The organism is Pseudomonas sp. CIP-10, assembly GCF_020911845.1.
GTDB classification, from domain to species: domain Bacteria; phylum Pseudomonadota; class Gammaproteobacteria; order Pseudomonadales; family Pseudomonadaceae; genus Aquipseudomonas; species Aquipseudomonas alloputida.
In genome coordinates this window covers 844,733-863,022 of record NZ_CP087160.1, presented here as the reverse complement: position 1 = coordinate 863,022, position 18,290 = coordinate 844,733, and the positions used below count along the sequence as shown (strand labels likewise).

Annotated in this window: 15 protein-coding genes; 6 read left to right on the top strand and 9 right to left on the bottom strand. The window is 63.4% G+C overall.

Translation table 11 applies throughout. The features are described from left to right. Positions 1-34 precede the first annotated feature (34 nt). Positions 35-1,747 (top strand): SulP family inorganic anion transporter, encoded by a 1,713-nt coding sequence (locus LMH93_RS03940; protein ID WP_014862061.1) that lies wholly within the window; start codon positions 35-37, stop codon positions 1,745-1,747. 19 nt (positions 1,748-1,766) lie between these two features. Here LMH93_RS03940 and LMH93_RS03935 read toward each other — a convergent pair whose 3' ends face one another. The 7 genes from LMH93_RS03935 to ycaC form a co-directional block, all read right to left on the bottom strand. Next, complete coding sequence (locus LMH93_RS03935; protein WP_054888546.1) at positions 1,767-2,789, bottom strand: DUF2955 domain-containing protein; 1,023 nt, start codon at positions 2,787-2,789, stop codon at positions 1,767-1,769. Next, positions 2,779-3,876: an HlyD family secretion protein gene (locus tag LMH93_RS03930; protein WP_003247419.1), complete on the bottom strand. Its 1,098-nt coding sequence runs from the start codon at positions 3,874-3,876 to the stop codon at positions 2,779-2,781. Before LMH93_RS03930 ends, LMH93_RS03935 begins: the two co-directional genes overlap by 11 nt. Next, entirely contained in the window at positions 3,873-5,387 is a 1,515-nt protein-coding gene (locus LMH93_RS03925; protein ID WP_230064847.1) for an efflux transporter outer membrane subunit, read from the bottom strand. The genes LMH93_RS03930 and LMH93_RS03925 overlap by 4 nt, the downstream gene beginning before the upstream one ends. 3 nt (positions 5,388-5,390) lie before the next feature. Further along, the gene (locus tag LMH93_RS03920; RefSeq protein ID WP_230064846.1) at positions 5,391-6,488 is read right to left on the bottom strand and encodes an AI-2E family transporter; all 1,098 of its coding nucleotides are present in this window, start codon (positions 6,486-6,488) and stop codon (positions 5,391-5,393) included. Between the two features lie 40 nt (positions 6,489-6,528). Next, entirely contained in the window at positions 6,529-7,725 is a 1,197-nt protein-coding gene (locus LMH93_RS03915; protein WP_004575695.1) for a monovalent cation:proton antiporter-2 (CPA2) family protein, read from the bottom strand. 36 nt (positions 7,726-7,761) lie between these two features. Then, positions 7,762-8,577: a polyphosphate kinase 2 gene (gene ppk2, locus LMH93_RS03910; RefSeq protein ID WP_230064845.1), complete on the bottom strand. Its 816-nt coding sequence runs from the start codon at positions 8,575-8,577 to the stop codon at positions 7,762-7,764. 107 nt (positions 8,578-8,684) lie between these two features. Beyond that, positions 8,685-9,305 (bottom strand): isochorismate family cysteine hydrolase YcaC, encoded by a 621-nt coding sequence (gene ycaC / locus LMH93_RS03905; protein ID WP_003247424.1) that lies wholly within the window; start codon positions 9,303-9,305, stop codon positions 8,685-8,687. 210 nt (positions 9,306-9,515) lie between these two features. Between ycaC and LMH93_RS03900 the strand changes: the two genes are divergently transcribed. The 5 genes from LMH93_RS03900 (at position 9,516) to LMH93_RS03880 (ending at position 14,735) form a co-directional block, all read left to right on the top strand. Further along, a complete protein-coding gene (locus tag LMH93_RS03900; RefSeq protein ID WP_004575697.1) occupies positions 9,516-9,905 on the top strand; it encodes a YybH family protein in 390 nt (129 codons plus the stop codon). 92 nt (positions 9,906-9,997) lie between these two features. Then, complete coding sequence (locus LMH93_RS03895; protein ID WP_230064844.1) at positions 9,998-11,497, top strand: purine-cytosine permease family protein; 1,500 nt, start codon at positions 9,998-10,000, stop codon at positions 11,495-11,497. A 13-nt stretch (positions 11,498-11,510) separates the two neighbouring features. Continuing rightward, the gene (locus tag LMH93_RS03890) at positions 11,511-12,941 is read left to right on the top strand and encodes an aldehyde dehydrogenase family protein (RefSeq protein ID WP_003247427.1); all 1,431 of its coding nucleotides are present in this window, start codon (positions 11,511-11,513) and stop codon (positions 12,939-12,941) included. Between the two features lie 17 nt (positions 12,942-12,958). Continuing rightward, on the top strand, positions 12,959-13,120 hold the full coding sequence (locus tag LMH93_RS03885; RefSeq protein ID WP_176393427.1) for a hypothetical protein: 162 nt from the start codon (positions 12,959-12,961) through the stop codon (positions 13,118-13,120). Positions 13,121-13,517: 397 nt separating this feature from the next. Beyond that, entirely contained in the window at positions 13,518-14,735 is a 1,218-nt protein-coding gene (locus LMH93_RS03880) for a DUF3422 domain-containing protein (RefSeq protein ID WP_003247428.1), read from the top strand. A gap of 25 nt (positions 14,736-14,760) precedes the next feature. On the opposite strand, the gene LMH93_RS03875 is transcribed toward LMH93_RS03880, so the two are convergent. Both LMH93_RS03875 and ada read right to left on the bottom strand, forming a co-directional pair. Next, complete coding sequence (locus tag LMH93_RS03875) at positions 14,761-17,172, bottom strand: DUF3772 domain-containing protein (RefSeq protein WP_003247429.1); 2,412 nt, start codon at positions 17,170-17,172, stop codon at positions 14,761-14,763. A gap of 56 nt (positions 17,173-17,228) precedes the next feature. Beyond that, positions 17,229-18,281 (bottom strand): bifunctional DNA-binding transcriptional regulator/O6-methylguanine-DNA methyltransferase Ada, encoded by a 1,053-nt coding sequence (gene ada, locus LMH93_RS03870; RefSeq protein ID WP_100773952.1) that lies wholly within the window; start codon positions 18,279-18,281, stop codon positions 17,229-17,231. Between the last annotated feature and the right edge of the window lie 9 nt (positions 18,282-18,290).

The following is an 18,290-nucleotide window of genomic DNA, read 5'->3' as shown; positions in this document are numbered from 1 at the left end:
AGGTTCAGCGCCCTTCTCGCCCAGAGCCGACACCATGCCCCACCCCACTCGTTTCGACTGGCAACGCTGGTTACCCGGCCTGGTCACCCTGCTCCACTACAAGGCAGCCTGGCTACCCAAGGACATCGCCGCCGGCCTGGTGCTCACCACCATGCTGGTGCCTGTGGGCATCGCCTACGCCGAGGCTTCCGGCGTCCCCGGCATCTATGGCCTGTACGCCACCATCATCCCCCTGCTGGCCTATGCCCTGTTCGGTCCCAGCCGCATTCTGGTGCTGGGCCCGGACTCGGCGCTGGCCGCGCCTATCCTGGCGGTGGTGGTGCAATACGCGGCCAGCGACCCGCAGCGGGCGATCGCCATCGCCAGCATGATGGCCTTGGTCGCCGGGGCGTTCTGTGTGATTGCCGGGCTGCTGCGCCTGGGCTTTATCACCGAGTTGCTGTCCAAGCCCATCCGCTATGGGTACATGAACGGCATCGCCCTGACCGTATTGATCAGCCAGTTGCCCAAGCTGTTCGGCATCAAAGTCGACAGCGAAGGGCCCTTGCGTGACCTTTGGTCCTTGGGCCAGGCGCTATACGCCGGCCAAGGGCACTGGCCAAGCTTTGTCGTGGGTGCCGGTAGCCTGGCGCTGATTCTGCTGCTCAAACCGTTCAAGCGCCTGCCGGGCATCCTGATCGCCGTGGTACTGGCGACGCTGGCAGTGAGCGTGTTCAACCTCGATCAGATGGGCGTCAAGGTACTCGGGCAATTGCCCCAGGGCCTGCCCGGCTTCGTCTTCCCCTGGGTCAGCGACATTGACCTGGTCGAGGTGCTACTGGGCGGGATCGCAGTGGCGCTGGTGTCGTTCGCCGACACCAGTGTGCTGTCACGCTCCTATGCCGCGCGCCTCAAGATGCGGGTGAACCCCAACCAGGAAATGTTCGGCCTGGGCGTGGCCAACCTGGCCTCGGGGCTGTTCCAGGGCATCCCGATCAGCAGCAGTTCATCGCGCACACCAGTGGCCGAAGCTGCCGGCTCGCAGACCCAGCTCACCGGCATAATCGGCGCCCTGGCGGTAACCCTGTTGCTGCTGGTAGCGCCCAATCTGATGCAGCACCTGCCCAACAGCGCTTTGGCTGCGGTGGTGATTGCCGCTGCACTGGGGCTGTTCGAGTTTGCCGACCTCAAGCGTATCTTCCGCATGCAGCAGTGGGAGTTCTGGCTGTCGTTCACCTGCTTTGTCGGCGTGGCAGTGTTCGGCGCCATTCCCGGTATCTGCATTGCCGTGGTGGTGTCGGTGATCGAGTTCCTGTGGGACGGCTGGCGGCCGCACCACGCGGTGCTTGGCCGGGCGGATGGGCTGCGCGGTTACCATGACATGCAGCGTTATCCACAGGCCCGGCGTATTCCAGGGCTGGTGCTGCTGCGCTGGGACGCGCCGTTGTTCTTTGCCAACGCCGAGCAGTTCCAGAACACAGTGATGGCGGCGGTAGACGCGTCGCCAACGCCGGTACAGCGGGTGGTAATTGCCGCTGAGCCTGTGACCAGTATCGATATCACTTCGGCGGACATGCTGGCCGAGCTGGACCGGGCATTGGAGGCGCGGGGGGTGGAGTTGCAGTTCGCCGAAATGAAGGACCCGGTGAAGGACAAGATGCGGCAGTTCGAGTTGTTCGAGCATATGGGGGAGAAGGCCTTTCATCCAACGGTGGGTGCAGCGGTGGATGCCTATCTGGAAGAGAGTGGGGTTGATTGGCAGCCCTGAATGGCCTGGGGGAGCGGGCTTAACTGCGAAGAAGCCCGCGCCGACTCCGAAGCCGGTCAATCCAGATCAACATGGCGCTGGCATACACCGACACCGCCAGAAACAGCGCCATACGCACCGCAAATGCCTTGTACACATCTTGCCCACCTGCACTGTCCTGCACCGACTGCCCCAGCAAGATCAACATGGTCGTCAGGCAACTGACCCAGTACGCCGGGCTCTGCCGGCTCGGCACCGCCTGGTACAGGCGCCGAGCCTGCCAGAGGGCGAACAGCAGGACCCACAAGAAGAACATCCACAGGTGAACGAACAGGCTCAGCGCTACCCACAGCACTATCGCCAACATCCCGGCAAGCACGGTTGAACCGATCAGCTCGCGGCTGGCGTGCCGCGCGCGGGTTTCACCGGCTTGTTGCCCCACGCTCACGGCCTTCATGATCAACGGCATGTACTGGTCAGGGGCGATCAATGCCAGCAGAAAAGCCGGCATCACGATCAACGTGGCACGCAGCGCCACCCAGCTGACATGCTCGCTGCCCAGCAGCGGCGGCACCGGCGGTGCTGGCGCATTGGCAGGTTCGGGGAACAACCTGTGCGCCACTGACGTGCCCAGCACTGCCAGCAGCATGCCTTTGGCCAGCGCTTCGACCACCGACAATGCCAGGGTGAAGTCACTGGTGCCGGCAGCGGCGATCATGGTCAGGCCGACCACCAGCAGGTTGGCCAGCAGGCCGTTGCCGCCCTTCAGTGCATAGCGCAAGGTCAGGAAAACACCCACCCCGACCAGTAACACCCCGGCCAACGGAGCATGGCGCAACAGCGGAATCAGCAGCAACCCGCTGCCGCAAGCGAGCAGCACCAGTAACGCCAGGGCCGGTGCCGCACGCAGCGGCAATGGCTGACTGCGCATGGCCAGTAACAGCACCGCAAACACCGGCGCCAGGATCGGCACCGGCAAGCCGATACCAAAGCTCACCGCCAGGCACAACGCCACACCCCAGGCCAGGCGCAGCGCCCGCAAGCGGCGCCATTCAATAGGCATACGACAGCCAGCTCATCAGCCACATGAACAACCGGCCCAGCAGGTTCAGTGGGTTGCCTTCGCTGGGCAGGGCCATGACCTCGGCCTGACCACCGACCCGCAGCACGGTCTTGTCCTGAAGCTGGTCGCGCTCCAGCTGGACAATCACCGGAAAGCGCTGCGCCGAACGCAGCCACTCGCGGCTATTCTGCACGGTCGGCAGCGTACCCGGCGGCGTGCTCTGGCCCACGCTCACGCCATAGCCAATGCTGCGTATACGCCCTTTCAACACGGTGCCCGGCAGCGCATCGAGCACCACCAGCACCGGGGTTTCAGGGCGCAAGCGACCGAGGTTGTTCTCGGTCATGTCGGCACTTATCCACACATCATGGATACTGATCAGGGTCATCATCGGGCTGCCTGCCCCGACATAGTGGCCAACGTCTGTGCGCAGGTCGGTGATCAACCCGTTCGCGTCGGCACGCACGACGGTACGGGCAAGGTCCAGGCGGGCCTTTTCCACATTGGCCGCAGCACTGCGCAGCTGGGCGTTGTCTTCCTGTGCCCCGCCCTGCTGCTCACGGGCGCGCTCTACCTCTGCGCGGGCTGCCGCCACTTGGCTGATGGCCTGGTCGCGGGTGGCCTGGGCGCCTTCCAGGCGGCGCACCGACACCGTACCGGGGTCCTCGTCAATCAGCCGTTTGAGGCGCTCGGCGTCCTGCCGCGCCTTACGTTCGTTGGCCTGGGCGGCCACCAGCGCTGCCTGCGCCGAATCGATGCCGGCGGTACTGGCGCCGATCTGCCGGCGCACGGTATCGAGGTCGGCTTCGGCACGGGCCAAGGCAATGCGGTACTGCTCCTGATCGAGTTCGAACAGCACATCGCCCTGGCGCACCTCCTGGTTGTTGCCTACGGCCACACGCTTGATCTGCCCGGCCACTTCGGCGGCCACCGGGACCACGTAAGCCTGCAGGCGAGCTTGCTGGGTGTACGGCGTATAGCGGTCAGCCAGCAAGTACCAGAGCAGGCTGACGGCAATCAGCAGCAGCACCCAGCGCATGCCGCGATCCGGGGCTGACGGGGGCGGCGTGGGCGTGGCGTCGCTCATTCGGTTTCACCTTGTGCATGTGCGGAGGGGGCTGGCTCGTCGAGCAATTCGCCCCAGTCGGTGCGTTGCTGCATTTGCTGGCGGGTCGCCGGGTCGATCGGCGCGCGGCTGGCGTCCCAACCACCACCCAGGGCCTTGTACAACGTCACCAGGCTGCTGACCGCGTTGCCACGGCTGACCAGGTAACCGTCCTGTTGCTGCAACAGCAGTTGCTGAGCATCGAGCACCCGTTGAAAATCAGCGAAGCCTTCGCGGTATTGCGAGCTGGCCAGATTCAGCGAGCGCTGCGCAGCCTGAGAGGCCTGGTCGCGAATGGTTGCACTCTGCAGCGAGCGCACCAGCCCGCTGGCAGCATCGTCGGCCTCACGGGCGGCTTCGCGCACGCCCTGGTGGTACAACTCGATCAGTTGCTGCAAGCGGGCATCTTCCACGCGTACGGTGTTCTTGCGCCGGCCATAGTCGAACGGGTTCCAGATCAGGCTTGGGCCAGCCGCCAGGTCGAAGGTGTCGGGCAGATGATTGGCCGATAAAAAGGTCCAGCCGATACTGCCAAGCAAGCTCAGCTGTGGATAAAGATCGGCCTCGGCCACCCCGACCAGCGCCGACTGCGCCGCCACTGCCTGCTCGGCGGCACGGATGTCCGGGCGGCGCTGCAGCAGGCTGGCCGGTACATCCTGCAACACTGCCCGGTCTGGCAAGGGCAGTTGGCCATGGCCGGCCGCCAGCTGCGGCAGCGGCCCAGGCGGGCGGCCGAGCAGCGAACACAGCACATTGCGCAGGGCATTGAGCTGGTTCTCGAACTCGGGAATGGTGGCCTGGGTCGCCAGGTATTGAGTACGCGCCTGCTGCCAGTCGAGTTCGTCATTTTCACCGTGGCGGAACAACCGCTCGGTGATCTCCAGGCTACGCGCCTGGCGCTTGGCGTTCTCTTGTGCAATAGCCAGCCGCGCTTCGGCAGTGCGCAGGGCAAAGTAGGTGTCGGCCACCTGCGCACGTAGCAGCAGCATGGCATCGGCGTAGTTGGCCTGGGAGGCGAAATAGACGGCATCGGCGCTTTCGATGGCGCGACTGAAGCGGCCCCAGAAGTCAATTTCCCAGCCGATGTCGAAGCCCACGCTGGATTGCCAGAACACCGAATCACGGGCGGAGGGCGTACCGGACTGGTGCTGCTTCAGGTACAGGCTCTGCGCACTCAGTTGCTGCAGCTGTGGGTAACGCCCGGTTTGCACGATGGCCAACTGGGCACGGGCTTCAGCGATACGCAGGCCAGCCACGCGCAGGTTGGTGTTGTTGGCATCGGCCTCAGCTATCAGCGTATCCAGCGTCGGGTCGGCAAACACCGCCCACCACTGGCGCAGGTCGGGCGCCGCCGCGCTGCGCTCGGCCTGCTCCAGCATTGGCGTGCTCCAGCCGCCCAACCACGGCGTTTGGGGCTTTTCATAATCCGGGCCGACTTGGGTGCAACCGGCCAGCACCATCAGCAGCCCCAGGCCACAGCAGCGGTTGGGCATGGCTCAGGCAGCAGGTGGCGCCGGTTGCTCCGGCACCTGCAGCGCAACCCATTGCCAGAACAATACGTAGGCCACGCCAAGGATTACCGGGCCGATGAACAAGCCGATGATGCCTTTGACCACCATCCCGCCCAATGCGCCGATCAGTACCACCGGCATTGGTACATCGACCCCGCGCCCCAGCAGCAGCGGCTTGAGCACGTTGTCGGCAAGGCCGGCGACAAAGGTGTAGACGGCAAAAATGATGGTCGCCACCGTGAAGCCTTCGGCGTTGAACACATAAATGATCACCGGCAAGGTCACCAGCGTCGCCGGGGCCTGTGCAATGCCCAGCATGAGGATGACGATGGCCAGCATCCCGGCACCGGGAACCCCTTTGACGATAAAACCAACACCGATCAGCAGCATCTGGATGAAGGCAATGCCAATCACCCCTTGTGCCACCGCGCGAATGGTAGCCGTACACAGCGTGGCCAGGGGTTTCCCGCGCTCTGCGCCTGAAACCCGCATGGCGATGCGCTGGGCAGCGATTTCACCGCGTTCACCGAAGGCCATGATGACCCCGGAAATGATGATTGCACCGATGAACAGAAGGAAAGCCCCACCGGCGCTGGCCGCAGCGCCCAGCACCGTTAGCCCGGCCCCCTTGATCTGGGGCATCCACTGATTCAGCACACTGGCCATGTTTTCGGAGGCCGCCAACCACAGCGCATGCACCTTCGGCCCGATCAGTGGCCAGGTCGCCACGGAATCAGGCGGGACCGGCACGCTCCAGGCGCCGCTCTTGAGCAGCGTCACCAGGCTGTCCACCGATTCGCCAATGGACATCATCACCAGGTAGATAGGTACCAGCAGCAGCACCAGAACCAGTAGCACCACCAGCGTCGCCACATAGCCTTGCTTGAGCCCGGTGCGGCGCTGGATACGGCAATGCAATGGGTACAACGTAACCGCCAGGATCACCGCCCACATCATCAACTCCAGGAACGGCTGAAACACCTGGAAGACGAAGATCACCAAGGCTGCCACCAGACCGGCCTTGATGAGCACATCGAGCAAGCCCCGCGAAAGGGCGCTGTCCAGCTTGAAACTCGACTGCATGACTCACCTCCCGATACCCAATGCGCCAGCAAGGCGCAATTCACTGGCCCGTTTCAGGGGATGCCTGTAAAGGGCTGTCATCGCGTAGCTGCCGCGCCAGGGCCATCATGACCAAGGGCACCACCGCCATCGACAAGGTGATGGCCAGCACCAGCAGGTCGTGTACCTGCTGGGTGAGTACCTGGTGCTCCAGCGCCAGCTTGAACACCACGAAGGCAAACTCGCCACCCGAAGCCAACACCACGCCCAGGCATAACGCCTGGGCCTGGTTGAGCCCTCCGGCCGTATGCCCCAGGCCATACAGCAAGGGCAGCTTGATGGCCACCAGCAGCACGGTCAGGCCCAGCACCATCAGCGGCATGCCGAACAGCAGACGCAGGTCGGCGCTCATACCTACGCCAACGAAGAACAATCCAAGCAGCAGGCCTTTGATCGGCTCGATCTGGGTTTCCAGTTCGTGGCGGAACGGCGACTCGGCCATCAGCACACCGGCCAGAAACGCCCCCAGCGCCATCGACACACCCACATGCTCCATCAACCAAGCGGTGCCCAGCACGACCAGCAAGGCCGTGGCGGTCGACAGCTCAGGCAGGCCCGAACCCACCGTCCACTTGAATATCGGGGTCAGCAGATAACGGCCAAAAACAATCAGCACACCAATGCCGACAACTACAGCCAACAAAGGCCAGGCACCTTCGTCAGCAGTGCTGACATCGCCACCGAGCAGCGGCACCACGGCAATCAAGGGAATGGCGGCAATGTCCTGGAACAGCAGGATGGCCACGGCCAGGCGGCCATGAGGTTTGCCCAGGTCCTTGCGCTCGGCCAGTACCTGCAAGCCAAAGGCGGTGGACGACAGCGCCAGGCCCAGCCCCAGCACGATGGCGGCGGGTTTCGATTGGTCGAACAACCAGAATGCCAGTAGCCCAAGCAGCACGGCGGTCAGCCCCACTTGCAAACTGCCGACGCCAAATAGCGCCCGGCGCATGGTCCACAGGCGCCTTGGGGACAACTCCAGGCCAATCACGAACAGCAGCATGACCACGCCCATTTCCGACAGCCGCGCCACGTTGTCCGGGTTGCCGAGCAGGCCAAACACCGACGGACCAATCAAGATACCCGCCAAGAGGTATCCCGGTACTGCGCCCATTTTCAGACGCTGCGCCAGCGGTACCAGAAGCACCACAGCCAAAAGGAATACCACCGTCGCCTGCAACAGGCTGCCGTCATGTGGCATGAGCTCGTACCTTCGCAGCTCCCTGCAGGGAGGGGTTCAGAAACGTTCTTCGACGAACTTGAACGGGTAGGCGACAGCCTTGTACTTGCCGATCTTGCCGCGTTTGGGCAGCTTCACGTGCTGGTCGCGGGTTATATCCTTGTAGGGAATACGGCTGAGCAGATGGCTGATGATATTCAGCCGGGCGCGACGTTTGTCGTTGGAATTGGCCATGAACCACGGTGCCCAAGCGGTATCCGACGCCTGGAACATTTCGTCACGCGCTTGGGTGTATTCATCCCAGCGGCTATACGACTTGAGGTCCATCGGCGACAACTTCCACAGCTTGCGGCCGTCGTTGATGCGATCCTGCAGGCGCCGGGTCTGCTCATCGGCGCTGACTTCAAGCCAGTACTTGATGAGGATGATCCCTGAATCGACCATGACCCTTTCGAACCCGGGTACTCCGGTCAGAAACTTGTCCACTTGCTCGCCAGAGCAAAAGCCCATTACCCGCTCAACGCCCGCACGGTTGTACCAGCTGCGATCGAAGATCACCACTTCACCCGCCGCAGGCAGATGGCCCAGGTAACGCTGCAGGTACATCTGGGTCTTTTCCCGCTCGGTCGGTGCGGGCAGCGCCACTACACGAAACACCCGCGGGCTGACACGCTCGGTAATGGCCTTGATGGTGCCGCCCTTGCCGGCGCCATCGCGGCCTTCGAAGACAATGCATACCTTCAGGCCCTTGGCGACCACCCACTCCTGTAGCTTGACCAACTCTACATGCAGGTTCTTGAGCGCTTTTTCGTAGGCCTTGCCGCCCAGCTTTTCTGGCTGTTTTTTGGGGGGCTTCCTGGACGGCTTCGACATGACACGCTCCTGAAGGCGAATGAAGAGTGAGTATGGTCGATTAATGCCAGTTTGCCGCTTCGCTTGCAGATTGATGTGGGGGGCTGTCGTGCAGCCCCCGGGAGGCACTATTTGGCCAGCTTGTTGTAACTGGTCATCAGGTTGCGGTAGTCCGGGATATGGTTGGAGAACAGAGTACCCAGCCCTTCGATGTCGTTGCGCCAGTCACGGTGCAGTTCGCAGGCCACGCCGAACCAGGTCATCAGCTGCGCCCCGGCAGCCTCCATGCGTCGCCAGGCCGAATCACGGGTCAGTTCGTTGAACGTGCCAGAGGCGTCGGTGACGACGAATACCTCGAAGCCCTCCTCCAACGCCGACAGGGCCGGGAAAGCCACGCATACTTCAGTGACCACGCCAGCAATCAGCAGCTGTTTCTTGCCGGTGGCTTTTACCGCTTTGACGAAATCTTCGTTGTCCCAGGCGTTGATGTTGCCCGGGCGTGCAATGTAGGGGGCATCAGGGAACTGCTCTTTCAGCTCTGGCACCAGCGGGCCGTTGGGCCCCGTCTCGAAACTGGTGGTGAGGATGGTCGGCAGCTTGAAGTATTTGGCCAGGTCAGACAGGGCCAAGACGTTGTTCTTGAAGCGGTCGGGGTCGATGTCCCTTACCAGCGAGAGCAAGCCGGTCTGGTGGTCGACCAGCAGTACGGCTGCGTTGTTCTTGTCCAGACGCTTGTATTGGAAGGTCACAGTGGATCTCCTTGCTTCAGCGGGTTGGGAGTATCAGCGTAGGCAAGGATGGAGGGTGGGAGAGACCGTCAGTCGGCTTGCCTGTACTGCCATGTGCCCCATCACTTCACAAATTCCTGAACTGATTATTTGCCGCCAGCGATTTTTCCCCTCGCCAACCGCCACCAGAATCGCTTCACCACAATCACAAAAAACCGTGAGGCCACTCCCGTGGACCAGACACTCCAAGTGCGGCAAGCTGCCGCCGACCTCGTCGCGGCGTTCGCCAGCAACGACACCGCACGCTATTTCGCCTGCTTCAGCGAAGACGCCACCTTTCTGTTTCACACCTTGCCGTATCCGCTGCTGTCGCGTCGCGCCTATGAAGAGCTGTGGGCCCAGTGGCAGGCCGAGGGCTTTACCGTGCTTGCCTGCGAATCGGGCAACGCCCATGTAAGCCTGCAAGGCGACGTGGCTGTTTTCATGCACGATGTGGCCACGCGTATCCGCATCGGCGGTGAAGAGCACCCGTTGAGCGAGCGCGAGACCATTGTCTTCCGCCGCCATGGTGACCAGTGGCTGGCCTGCCACGAGCACCTGTCGGTCGTAACACCGGCCTGATCACCCTTTACGCGGCGCTGCCGCCCTGCCATCGCACCCACAAAAAGGCCCGCGCACTGCGCTGGCTACAACAACCGCGCTGGAGCACCACCATGAGCCACTCGACCGGTATCGAGACCAACGGCGTCGAACAGATCCCCGCCGATCAACGCGACGCCTCCCCGCTGGACCTGTTCCGCCTGATCTTCGGCGGTGCCAATACCTTCGCTACCGCCGTACTGGGCAGCTTCCCGGTGCTTTTCGGGTTGTCATTCCAGGCGGGTGTGTGGGCGATTCTGCTTGGCGTTGGCATCGGCGCGCTGATCCTTGCACCGATGGGGCTGTTCGGCGCGCTTAACGGCACCAACAACGCCGTTTCATCGGGCGCGCACTTTGGCGTACACGGGCGTATCGTCGGCTCGTTCCTGTCGCTGCTCACGGCGGTGGCGTTTTTCTCGCTCTCGGTGTGGAGCTCGGGCGATGCATTGGTCGGTGGTGCCAAGCGCCTGGCCGGTCTGCCAGAGACCGAACTGACCCTGGGGCTGGCCTACGGTGTGTTCGCGGTGCTGGTCCTGGTGGTCTGCATCTTTGGCTTCCGCTTCATGCTGTGGGTCAACAAGATTGCCGTTTGGGCCTCGAGCCTGCTGTTCCTGCTGGGCATCGTCGCCTTTGCCGGGCCCTTCGATGCCGGCTACGCAGGCAGCGTCAACCTTGGCCAGGCAGGCTTCTGGGCTGCGTTCGTCGGCGCGGCGATCCTGGCCATGAGCAACCCGGTGTCGTTTGGCGCCTTCCTGGGTGACTGGTCGCGCTACATTCCACGCGAAACCCCCAAGGCACGCATCATGCTGGCAGTGATCGCGGCACAGGGGGCGACGCTGATTCCGTTCCTGTTCGGCCTGTGTACGGCCACCCTGGTCGCCACCCAGGCTCCAGACTACATCGCCGCCAACAATTATGTGGGCGGACTGCTGGCGGTAGCGCCAAGCTGGTTCTTCCTGCCGGTGTGCCTGATTGCGGTGATCGGCGGCATGTCCACCGGCACCACCGCGCTGTATGGCACCGGCCTGGACATGTCCAGCGTGTTCCCACGCTTGCTCAGCCGAGCCGGCGCCACCCTGCTGATCGGCGTGCTGGCGATCGGCTTCATCTTCATTGGCCGCTTCACCTTCAACCTCGTGCAGAGCGTATCGACCTTTGCCGTGCTGATCATTACCTGCACCAGCCCGTGGATGGTGATCATGATCCTTGGCCTGATTACCCGCCGCGGCTTCTACCACGCCGACGACCTGCAGGTATTCACCCGCGGCCAGCGTGGTGGCCACTACTGGTTCCTGCACGGTTGGAACTGGCGCGGCATGGGGGCGTGGATCCCCAGCGCGGCGGTCGGCCTGTGCTTCGTCAACCTGCCGGGGCAGTTCGTCGGCCCACTGGGTGACCTGGCTGGCGGCATCGACCTGAGCCTGCCGGTCACGCTGGGGCTGGCTGGCGTGCTGTACCTGCTGTTGCTCAACCTGTTCCCTGAACCTGCTGGCGTGTATGGCCCCTTGGGCCCGCGATGGGTGCGTTGCAAAAGCACCGCGCATACGCCTGTGACCACTGCCGAAATGGCCTGACTGGAAACCGACCATGACCACTTCCCACTATATCGCCGGCCATTGGGTCGAAGGCCAAGGCAGCGACTGCATCAGTGTCAACGACCCTGCACTGGGGCAACCGTTCGCCGAGCTGATGGCCGCCAGCGTGAGCCAGGTCGACCAGGCCGTCGCCGCTGCCCGCAGCGCCCTGCCCGCCTGGAAAAGCACCTGCGCCAGTGAACGTGCCGCCTTCCTGCGTGGTTTTGCCGAACAGCTCGGGCAACGCCGTGAAGCGCTTGTCGCCCTGCAGATGCGCAATAACGGCAAACCGCGTCACGAAGCGGAAATCGACCTGGATGACGCCATCGCCACCTTTGGCTATTACGCCGAGCTGGCCGAGCAACTGCCATCGAAAAACCGCACTGTGCCGCTGGCTGCGCCGGGTTTCACCGCCCGCACCCGCCTTGAACCGGTGGGCGTGGTCGGCCTGATCGTGCCGTGGAACTTCCCGTTGGTGACCAGCGCCTGGAAACTTGCTCCGGCCTTGGCCGCTGGTTGCACCGTGGTGCTCAAGCCTTCAGAGGTCACCCCGCTGATCGAGCAGGCCTACGGCCAGATCGCCGACGCCCTGGGCCTGCCCGCTGGGGTGCTGAACATCGTCAACGGCAAGGCCGAGACCGGCGCCGCACTGAGCAACCACAACGGCCTGGACAAGTTGTCCTTCACAGGTAGCAACAGCGTCGGCAGCCAGGTGATGCGCAGCGCTTCGGCACAGTGCCGGCCGGTGACGCTGGAACTGGGCGGCAAGTCGGCCATCGTGGTGTTCGATGATTGCGATGTCGACCAGGCGGTGGAATGGATTGTTGCCGGCATCAGCTGGAACGCCGGCCAGATGTGTTCAGCCACATCGCGGCTGCTGGTGCAGGACGGCATTGCCGATGCACTGCTGCCGCGCTTGCAGGCGGCACTGGAAAACCTGCGGGTGGGTAATCCTTTGACCGAAGAGGTCGACATGGGGCCGCTGACCAGCCAGGCGCAATGGCTGAAGGTGGCCAGCTACTTTGCCACGGCGCGGGAAGAAGGTTTGCAGTGCCTGGCTGGCGGCCATGCACTGGACCGTGAAGGCTGGTTCGTCAGCCCGACGCTGTATACCGATGTGCCGAAAGACAGCCGCCTGTGGACCGAGGAAATCTTTGGCCCGGTGCTCTGCGCACGGCGCTTTGCCACCGAGGAACAGGCCATTGCCGAAGCCAATGACAGCCGCTTCGGGCTGGTCGCCACGGTGTGCTCCGCCGACCTGGAACGCGCCGAGCGCGTGGCCGATGCGCTGGAGGTTGGCCATGTGTGGATCAACTCGGTGCAGGCGGTGTTCGTCGAAACGTCCTGGGGGGGCACCAAGGGCAGCGGGATCGGCCGTGAGCTGGGGCCTTGGGGGTTGTCAGCCTATCAGTCGGTCAAGCATGTAACCCGCTGTCTGGGCTGATATCGCAAGGGGCCGCCTTGAAGCTTCTCACCGGTGTCAGTCGACAGGCAGCAACCTGCAGCTTCAACGGCGGCAATGCCTGGAAAGGCTTTGAAATCGAGGTGATTAATCATCAAACCGTGGGGCAAGGCGAAATCTATGGTTTTCCGGCCTCCTCGCGGGTAACCCCCCACAGGTAATCCACAACACCTCAGGCCTGTGGTCATCTTGTGGGAGCGGGCATGCCCGCGAAGAAACCAACGCGGTGGATGGCACCGGCTCTGCCGGTGTTCGGGGGTAAACCCGCGCCTACAACGACCTGTGCGTGTGTAGGAGCGGGTTTACCCGCGAATACGGTGGCGGCTGCGACGGTGAGCGGCCGGTGGAAATTGGCCAGCAGGGCCGGCCCTTTCGCGGGTAAACCCGCGCCTACAGGCGACCGCGAAGGCTTTTCAACTGTTGAGCGCCCACGAGCAGTTCACCCGCGAAGAGGCCGGTACAGGCCATACAAACATTCCCCCCGCGTGACTTTCTCCAGTGCCCGCAAAGTCCCACTTCCTGGTACCCCCATAATCACAACACCAGGCCGGACCACCCATGCACCCTCAACGCACCGCCTTGCACAATGAACTGCACGCCCGTCCGTCACTCTATTTCGACGGCCCGGCGCATGTCTTCCACCTGGCCTTGCTCGGCGGCGATGCTGCCTGTACAGCATTGCTACAACGCTGCTGCCCTGATGTTTCGGACACCGGTGCCGCACAAGGCATCACTGACATGGATGGCCACCCGTTCAAATGGGAGCGGCACACCGAGTTCTTCACGTTGACGCTGGTTGTGCCATGCACCACAGCCGATACCACATGGCAAACCCTACCGCCGGTGCTGGCCGAGGCGATTGCGCCGCAGGCGGCGCAGGTGATCAATGCAGTGCAGGTGCTGGTACGTCACGAACAGGACCTGAACCTGGCCCACTACGGTTTCAAAGACCCGTGCGGCTCGTGCGTGGGTGGTGGCGATGCGGTGGTGTGGAGCGACTTCCGCCTGACCGAGGATGGCACCAACCGCTTCCTGTTCATCAACAGGCGCCTCAATGCCTACCGCCAGGGCCGCATGATCCGCCGCCTGCTGGAAATCGAGACGTACCGCATGATGGCTTCGCTGACCCTGAGCACGGCCAAGCAACTGAGCCAGGAACTGGATGCCTTCGACAAGACCCTGGTCTGCCTCTCCGAGCGCAGTGCCGGGGTCGATGGCCATGATTCCAAGGGGCTCTTGGAAGCCATTGCCCACCTGTCACGTCAGGTTGTAAGCCGCACAGTAAAAACCCGTCACCGCTTTGGCGCCACCCAGGCCTACGCACAGCTGGTGTTCGAACGCCTGGGGGAGTTGCGGGAAAGCCATGTGGGTGACTGCCAGCGCCTTGGGGTATTCATCGAGCGCCGGTTCAAGCCGACCGTGCGCTACTGCGCAGCCACCGAGCAACGGCTGGAGCAGTTGGCGAAGAACGTGGCCAACCTGGGCGACTTGCTGCAGGCGCGGGTGCAAGTTGAGATGGAGGAGCAGAACGCCGAGATCTTGCGCAGCCTCAATGCCCGGGCAGATGCCCAGGTGAAAATCCAGCGAGCGGTGGAGGGGCTGTCGATCATCGCCATCACCTATTACCTGCTGAATCTGTTCAAGCTTTTGTATGGCGGGCTGAATGTACTGGGGTTGGGACTGACGGCGCGCGATGGCTTGATGGCCATGGCGCCGCCAGTCCTGCTGGTGCTGCTGGTGATACTGCTGCGTATCAGGCAGGCCAAACAGCATTGAGTTGGGGGGCCTTGCCCCCCGATGCCTACACCGACTCGTCAGCCGGCCGCGTACCTTCCTGCACCAGCACCATGCTCTGCGGCGAAGACAGTGGAATGCCTTCATCACGCAAACGGCCAAGAATGGTGAACAGCAGGTCGCTGCGGGTGCCCGATACCTGCCGCGGCCCAGCCACATAGCCACTCACACCGATCACCATACCGCTGGCCGTCAGGTCCTTGAACGACACCGAGGTAGCTGGCGCATCCAGAATCGCCTCGTGCTCATGGTAAGCCGCCAGCAGCAGCTCACGCACACGGTTGGCATCGGTCTCCAGCGGCAGTGTCAGGGTAATGCTGACCACGCCCAGCGCGTTGCCCATGGTCACGTTGCGCACGTTCTGCGAGATGAACTGCGAGTTGGGCACGATCACCGTGGAACGGTCAGACATCTGGATCTCGGTGGCGCGGACATTGATGCGGCGGATATCCCCCTCGACACCCGCCAGGCTGACCCAGTCGCCGACCTTCACCGGGCGCTCGGTCAGCAGGATCAGGCCGGAAATGAAGTTCTGCACGATCTGCTGCAAACCGAAACCGATACCGACCGACAGGGCACTGACCACCCAGGTCAGGCTGGTGAGGTTGATACGCAAGGTCGACATCACCAGCATGGCCAGGAACAGGAAACCCAGGTAACCCACCAGGGTTACCAGCGAGGCCCGCATGCCGGCGTCCATCTCGGTTTCCGGCAGCAGGCGGTCGCTCAGCCAGCGCTTGACCACACGGATGGCGAACAGGCCGCCGAGGAAGATGGCCAAGGCCAGCAGGATGTCCTGCGGCACGATGTTCAGGTTACCGAGCAGCTTGCCGCCGGTCCCATCCCAGTCGCCCAGACTCAACAGCAATTCGCTAGGGCTGGTGCCCGACGGCATCAACACCAGCAACAGTGCCAGGAACAGCACGACCGTGCGGCCAATGCCGGCCAGTATGGTACTGGCCTGGGCCTGGTGGCGAGGCGCCAGGCCCAGGGTCGACGCCAGTGCCAGGCCACCGGGCTGGCGGGGTGACAGCAGGGTTTCGCACAGGTCGCCGAAGAAGGTGGTCAGCAAGTAGGCACAGGTGATCACCAGGCTGACCCACAACAGCTTGGCGGTGAGGAAATAGGCGAGTGTCAGGTAGCCGGTGAGCAGTGCCAGCAGGATCAACGTCAGCCAGATGACCATCACGAACGGGATCAGCCCGGCCAGGCCCGTCGGGCGCTCCAGGCCATGCTTGCGCAGGGTGCGGCGGTAACACAGCAGCGCGCCTGCAAAGGTGAGCGCCACCACCAGCGCGGTCAGCCCGTTGACGGCCACCGTCAGGGCCAGGCTGGCGCCGATCACGCTGTTCATGCGCTCCATGGTCATCATGACCATCAGTGCCAATGCCAGCACCTTCGGGAACCAGCCCAGCGCACTGGCGACTTCGTCGTGGATCGCCGGCAACCGCCAGGACGGACGCTGCAGCATCAGCATGGCGCGGCCCAGGCCTGTGATGAAGGCACTGAACACCACCAGGGTGAGAATGTGATTGGTCAGGCTGGCGATATCCGAACCCAATCGTGCATTGCTTTCCAGCCCCCAGCGCAGCAACGACACCGAGCCGGCGATGGTGCCCAGGGTTGCCAGGCTAACGCCCAGAGCCAAGGCGCTGCGGCGCAGGCGGCCTTCCGGCAGCCAGTGAACCATGGCACTGGCCAGCAAGCGTTCAAGCACGCGCCGCACCAACGTCCACACCAGAATCGCCGCCACCAGGCTGGCAACGAACAGCCAGCGGTTTTCGGCGCTGAAGGCGCTGCTGATGGCATCGGCCGCCTCGCTGCGCAGGTCACGCAGGCGCGCCACGTCGTCCTGGGTGGGGCGGATGATGCTCTGCCAGAAGGCTGGGCTCAGCGGCGAGGCTGCACGGCTGGTGATTTGCGAGTTGAACTGGCTGCGGCGCAGGTTGACGATTTGCGTGGACAGGTCACGGGCCGACTGGGTCAGCTTGGTGGCCTGATCCTGCTGGGCTACCAGCGCCTTTTTCTCGGCCTCCAGCGCTTTGCGCTGCTGTGTCAGGGTAGCAGCCTCGTCCGGCTGGGCCGGGCCGATGACCTTCAGCTGGTCGTCGAGTTTTCCCACATCGGCAGTGCGCTGTGTACTCAGTGCATCAGCTTGACGCTGAACCTGCATCGCGCCCAGGCGCAGTTGCGACAGCACGTCGTCGTTGGCCTCGCTGGTGACGCCTTGGCGGATCAGGTCCAAGCGGTCACTCAGCTGTTCGAGGCTGGCGTTTTCGTCCAGTGCGGGCGCTTCGGCAGCCGCCAAGTTGGACAATGGCGTGGCCGGGGCCGACCAGGCCGGGCTGACAAGCAACAGCATCAGGGCCAGCAGGGCAATCAGACCTGGGCAATAACGGGCAAGGCTGACACGCCTCATCGAATATTCCTCTTTGCAATTCGATTTGGCGGGGGATTCTACGCGGCTTCGGGCCGTCAGGAGAGTGCCGTTTCTCGCTTCAGCAATTGCTGTTTGCGCTCCACGCCCCAGCGGTAACCGCTGATGTCGCCATCCCGGCGCACTACGCGGTGGCAAGGGATGGCCACGGCAATACGGTTGGCCGCGCAGGCCATGGCTACCGCCCGCACGGCCTTGGGGGCGCCAATGCGCTCGGCGATGTCGGTGTAGCTGACCCGGCTGCCGGCCGGCACCTCACGCAGCGCCTGCCACACCCGCTCCTGAAACGCGGTGCCTTGTACATCCAGCGGCAGGGCCAGGCCCAAGGCGGGCGCTTCGACGAAACCGATCACTTCGGCCACCCTCTGTTCGTAGGCGCTGTCGCCGCCAATCAGGTGGGCCTTGGGGAACTGATCCTGCAGCTCGTGCAACAAGCCCTCGGGGTCGTCGCCCAGCAGAATCGCGCAGATACCCTTGTCGCTCTGGGCGACCAATATTGCACCCAGCGAGCACTGCCCAAGGGCGAAGTGAATGCTTGCCCCGGCACCGCCGGCGCGGTATTGCCGGGGGCGCATGCCCAGGCGCTGGTCGGCGCTTTCGTAGAAGCGGCTGTTGGAGTTGTAGCCGGCGTTGTAAATAGCATCAGTGACAGAGTGCTGGCCGTCTTCCAGATGCGCACGCAGGCGCCGGGCCCGGAAGGCCGTGGCGTAGGCTTTGGGGGTAACTCCGGTTTCGGCCTTGAACAGCCGATGCAGGTGGAAGGGGCTGACGGCCAGCTGTGCACTGAGTTGGTCGAGGCTTGGCGCGGGGTCGCTGGTTTCGATCAAGCGGCAGGCGTGGGTAACCAGCTGGCTGTGGCGGGTGGCGCTGGCCTTGCTGATACAGCGTTTGCAAGCACGGTAGCCGGCAACCTCGGCAGCCGCGGCAGTGTCGTAGAACTCGACGTTCACGCGCTTGGCCTGGCGTGATTTGCAGCCGGGGTGGCAGTAGACGCCAGTGGTACGTACGGCGTAGACAAAGTGGCCTGTGGCGGCAGTGTCGCGGCTCTCTACGGCTTGCCAGCGTTGGTCGGGGGTGGTGTAGGGGTTCATCTTCGATTC

Excerpts from the sequence above, each read along its gene's own strand:
- ada (WP_100773952.1), bottom strand. The coding sequence starts at position 18,281 with ATGAACCCCTACACCACCCCCGACCAACGCTGGCAAGCCGTAGAGAGC.
- LMH93_RS03940 (WP_014862061.1), top strand. The coding sequence starts at position 35 with ATGCCCCACCCCACTCGTTTCGACTGGCAACGCTGGTTACCCGGCCTG.
- LMH93_RS03890 (WP_003247427.1), top strand. The coding sequence starts at position 11,511 with ATGACCACTTCCCACTATATCGCCGGCCATTGGGTCGAAGGCCAAGGC.
- LMH93_RS03895 (WP_230064844.1), top strand. The coding sequence starts at position 9,998 with ATGAGCCACTCGACCGGTATCGAGACCAACGGCGTCGAACAGATCCCC.
- LMH93_RS03930 (WP_003247419.1), bottom strand. The coding sequence starts at position 3,876 with ATGAGCGACGCCACGCCCACGCCGCCCCCGTCAGCCCCGGATCGCGGC.
- LMH93_RS03880 (WP_003247428.1), top strand. The coding sequence starts at position 13,518 with ATGCACCCTCAACGCACCGCCTTGCACAATGAACTGCACGCCCGTCCG.
- ppk2 (WP_230064845.1), bottom strand. The coding sequence starts at position 8,577 with ATGTCGAAGCCGTCCAGGAAGCCCCCCAAAAAACAGCCAGAAAAGCTG.
- LMH93_RS03935 (WP_054888546.1), bottom strand. The coding sequence starts at position 2,789 with ATGCCTATTGAATGGCGCCGCTTGCGGGCGCTGCGCCTGGCCTGGGGT.
- LMH93_RS03925 (WP_230064847.1), bottom strand. The coding sequence starts at position 5,387 with ATGCCCAACCGCTGCTGTGGCCTGGGGCTGCTGATGGTGCTGGCCGGT.
- LMH93_RS03875 (WP_003247429.1), bottom strand. The coding sequence starts at position 17,172 with ATGAGGCGTGTCAGCCTTGCCCGTTATTGCCCAGGTCTGATTGCCCTG.
- LMH93_RS03920 (WP_230064846.1), bottom strand. The coding sequence starts at position 6,488 with ATGCAGTCGAGTTTCAAGCTGGACAGCGCCCTTTCGCGGGGCTTGCTC.
- LMH93_RS03915 (WP_004575695.1), bottom strand. The coding sequence starts at position 7,725 with ATGCCACATGACGGCAGCCTGTTGCAGGCGACGGTGGTATTCCTTTTG.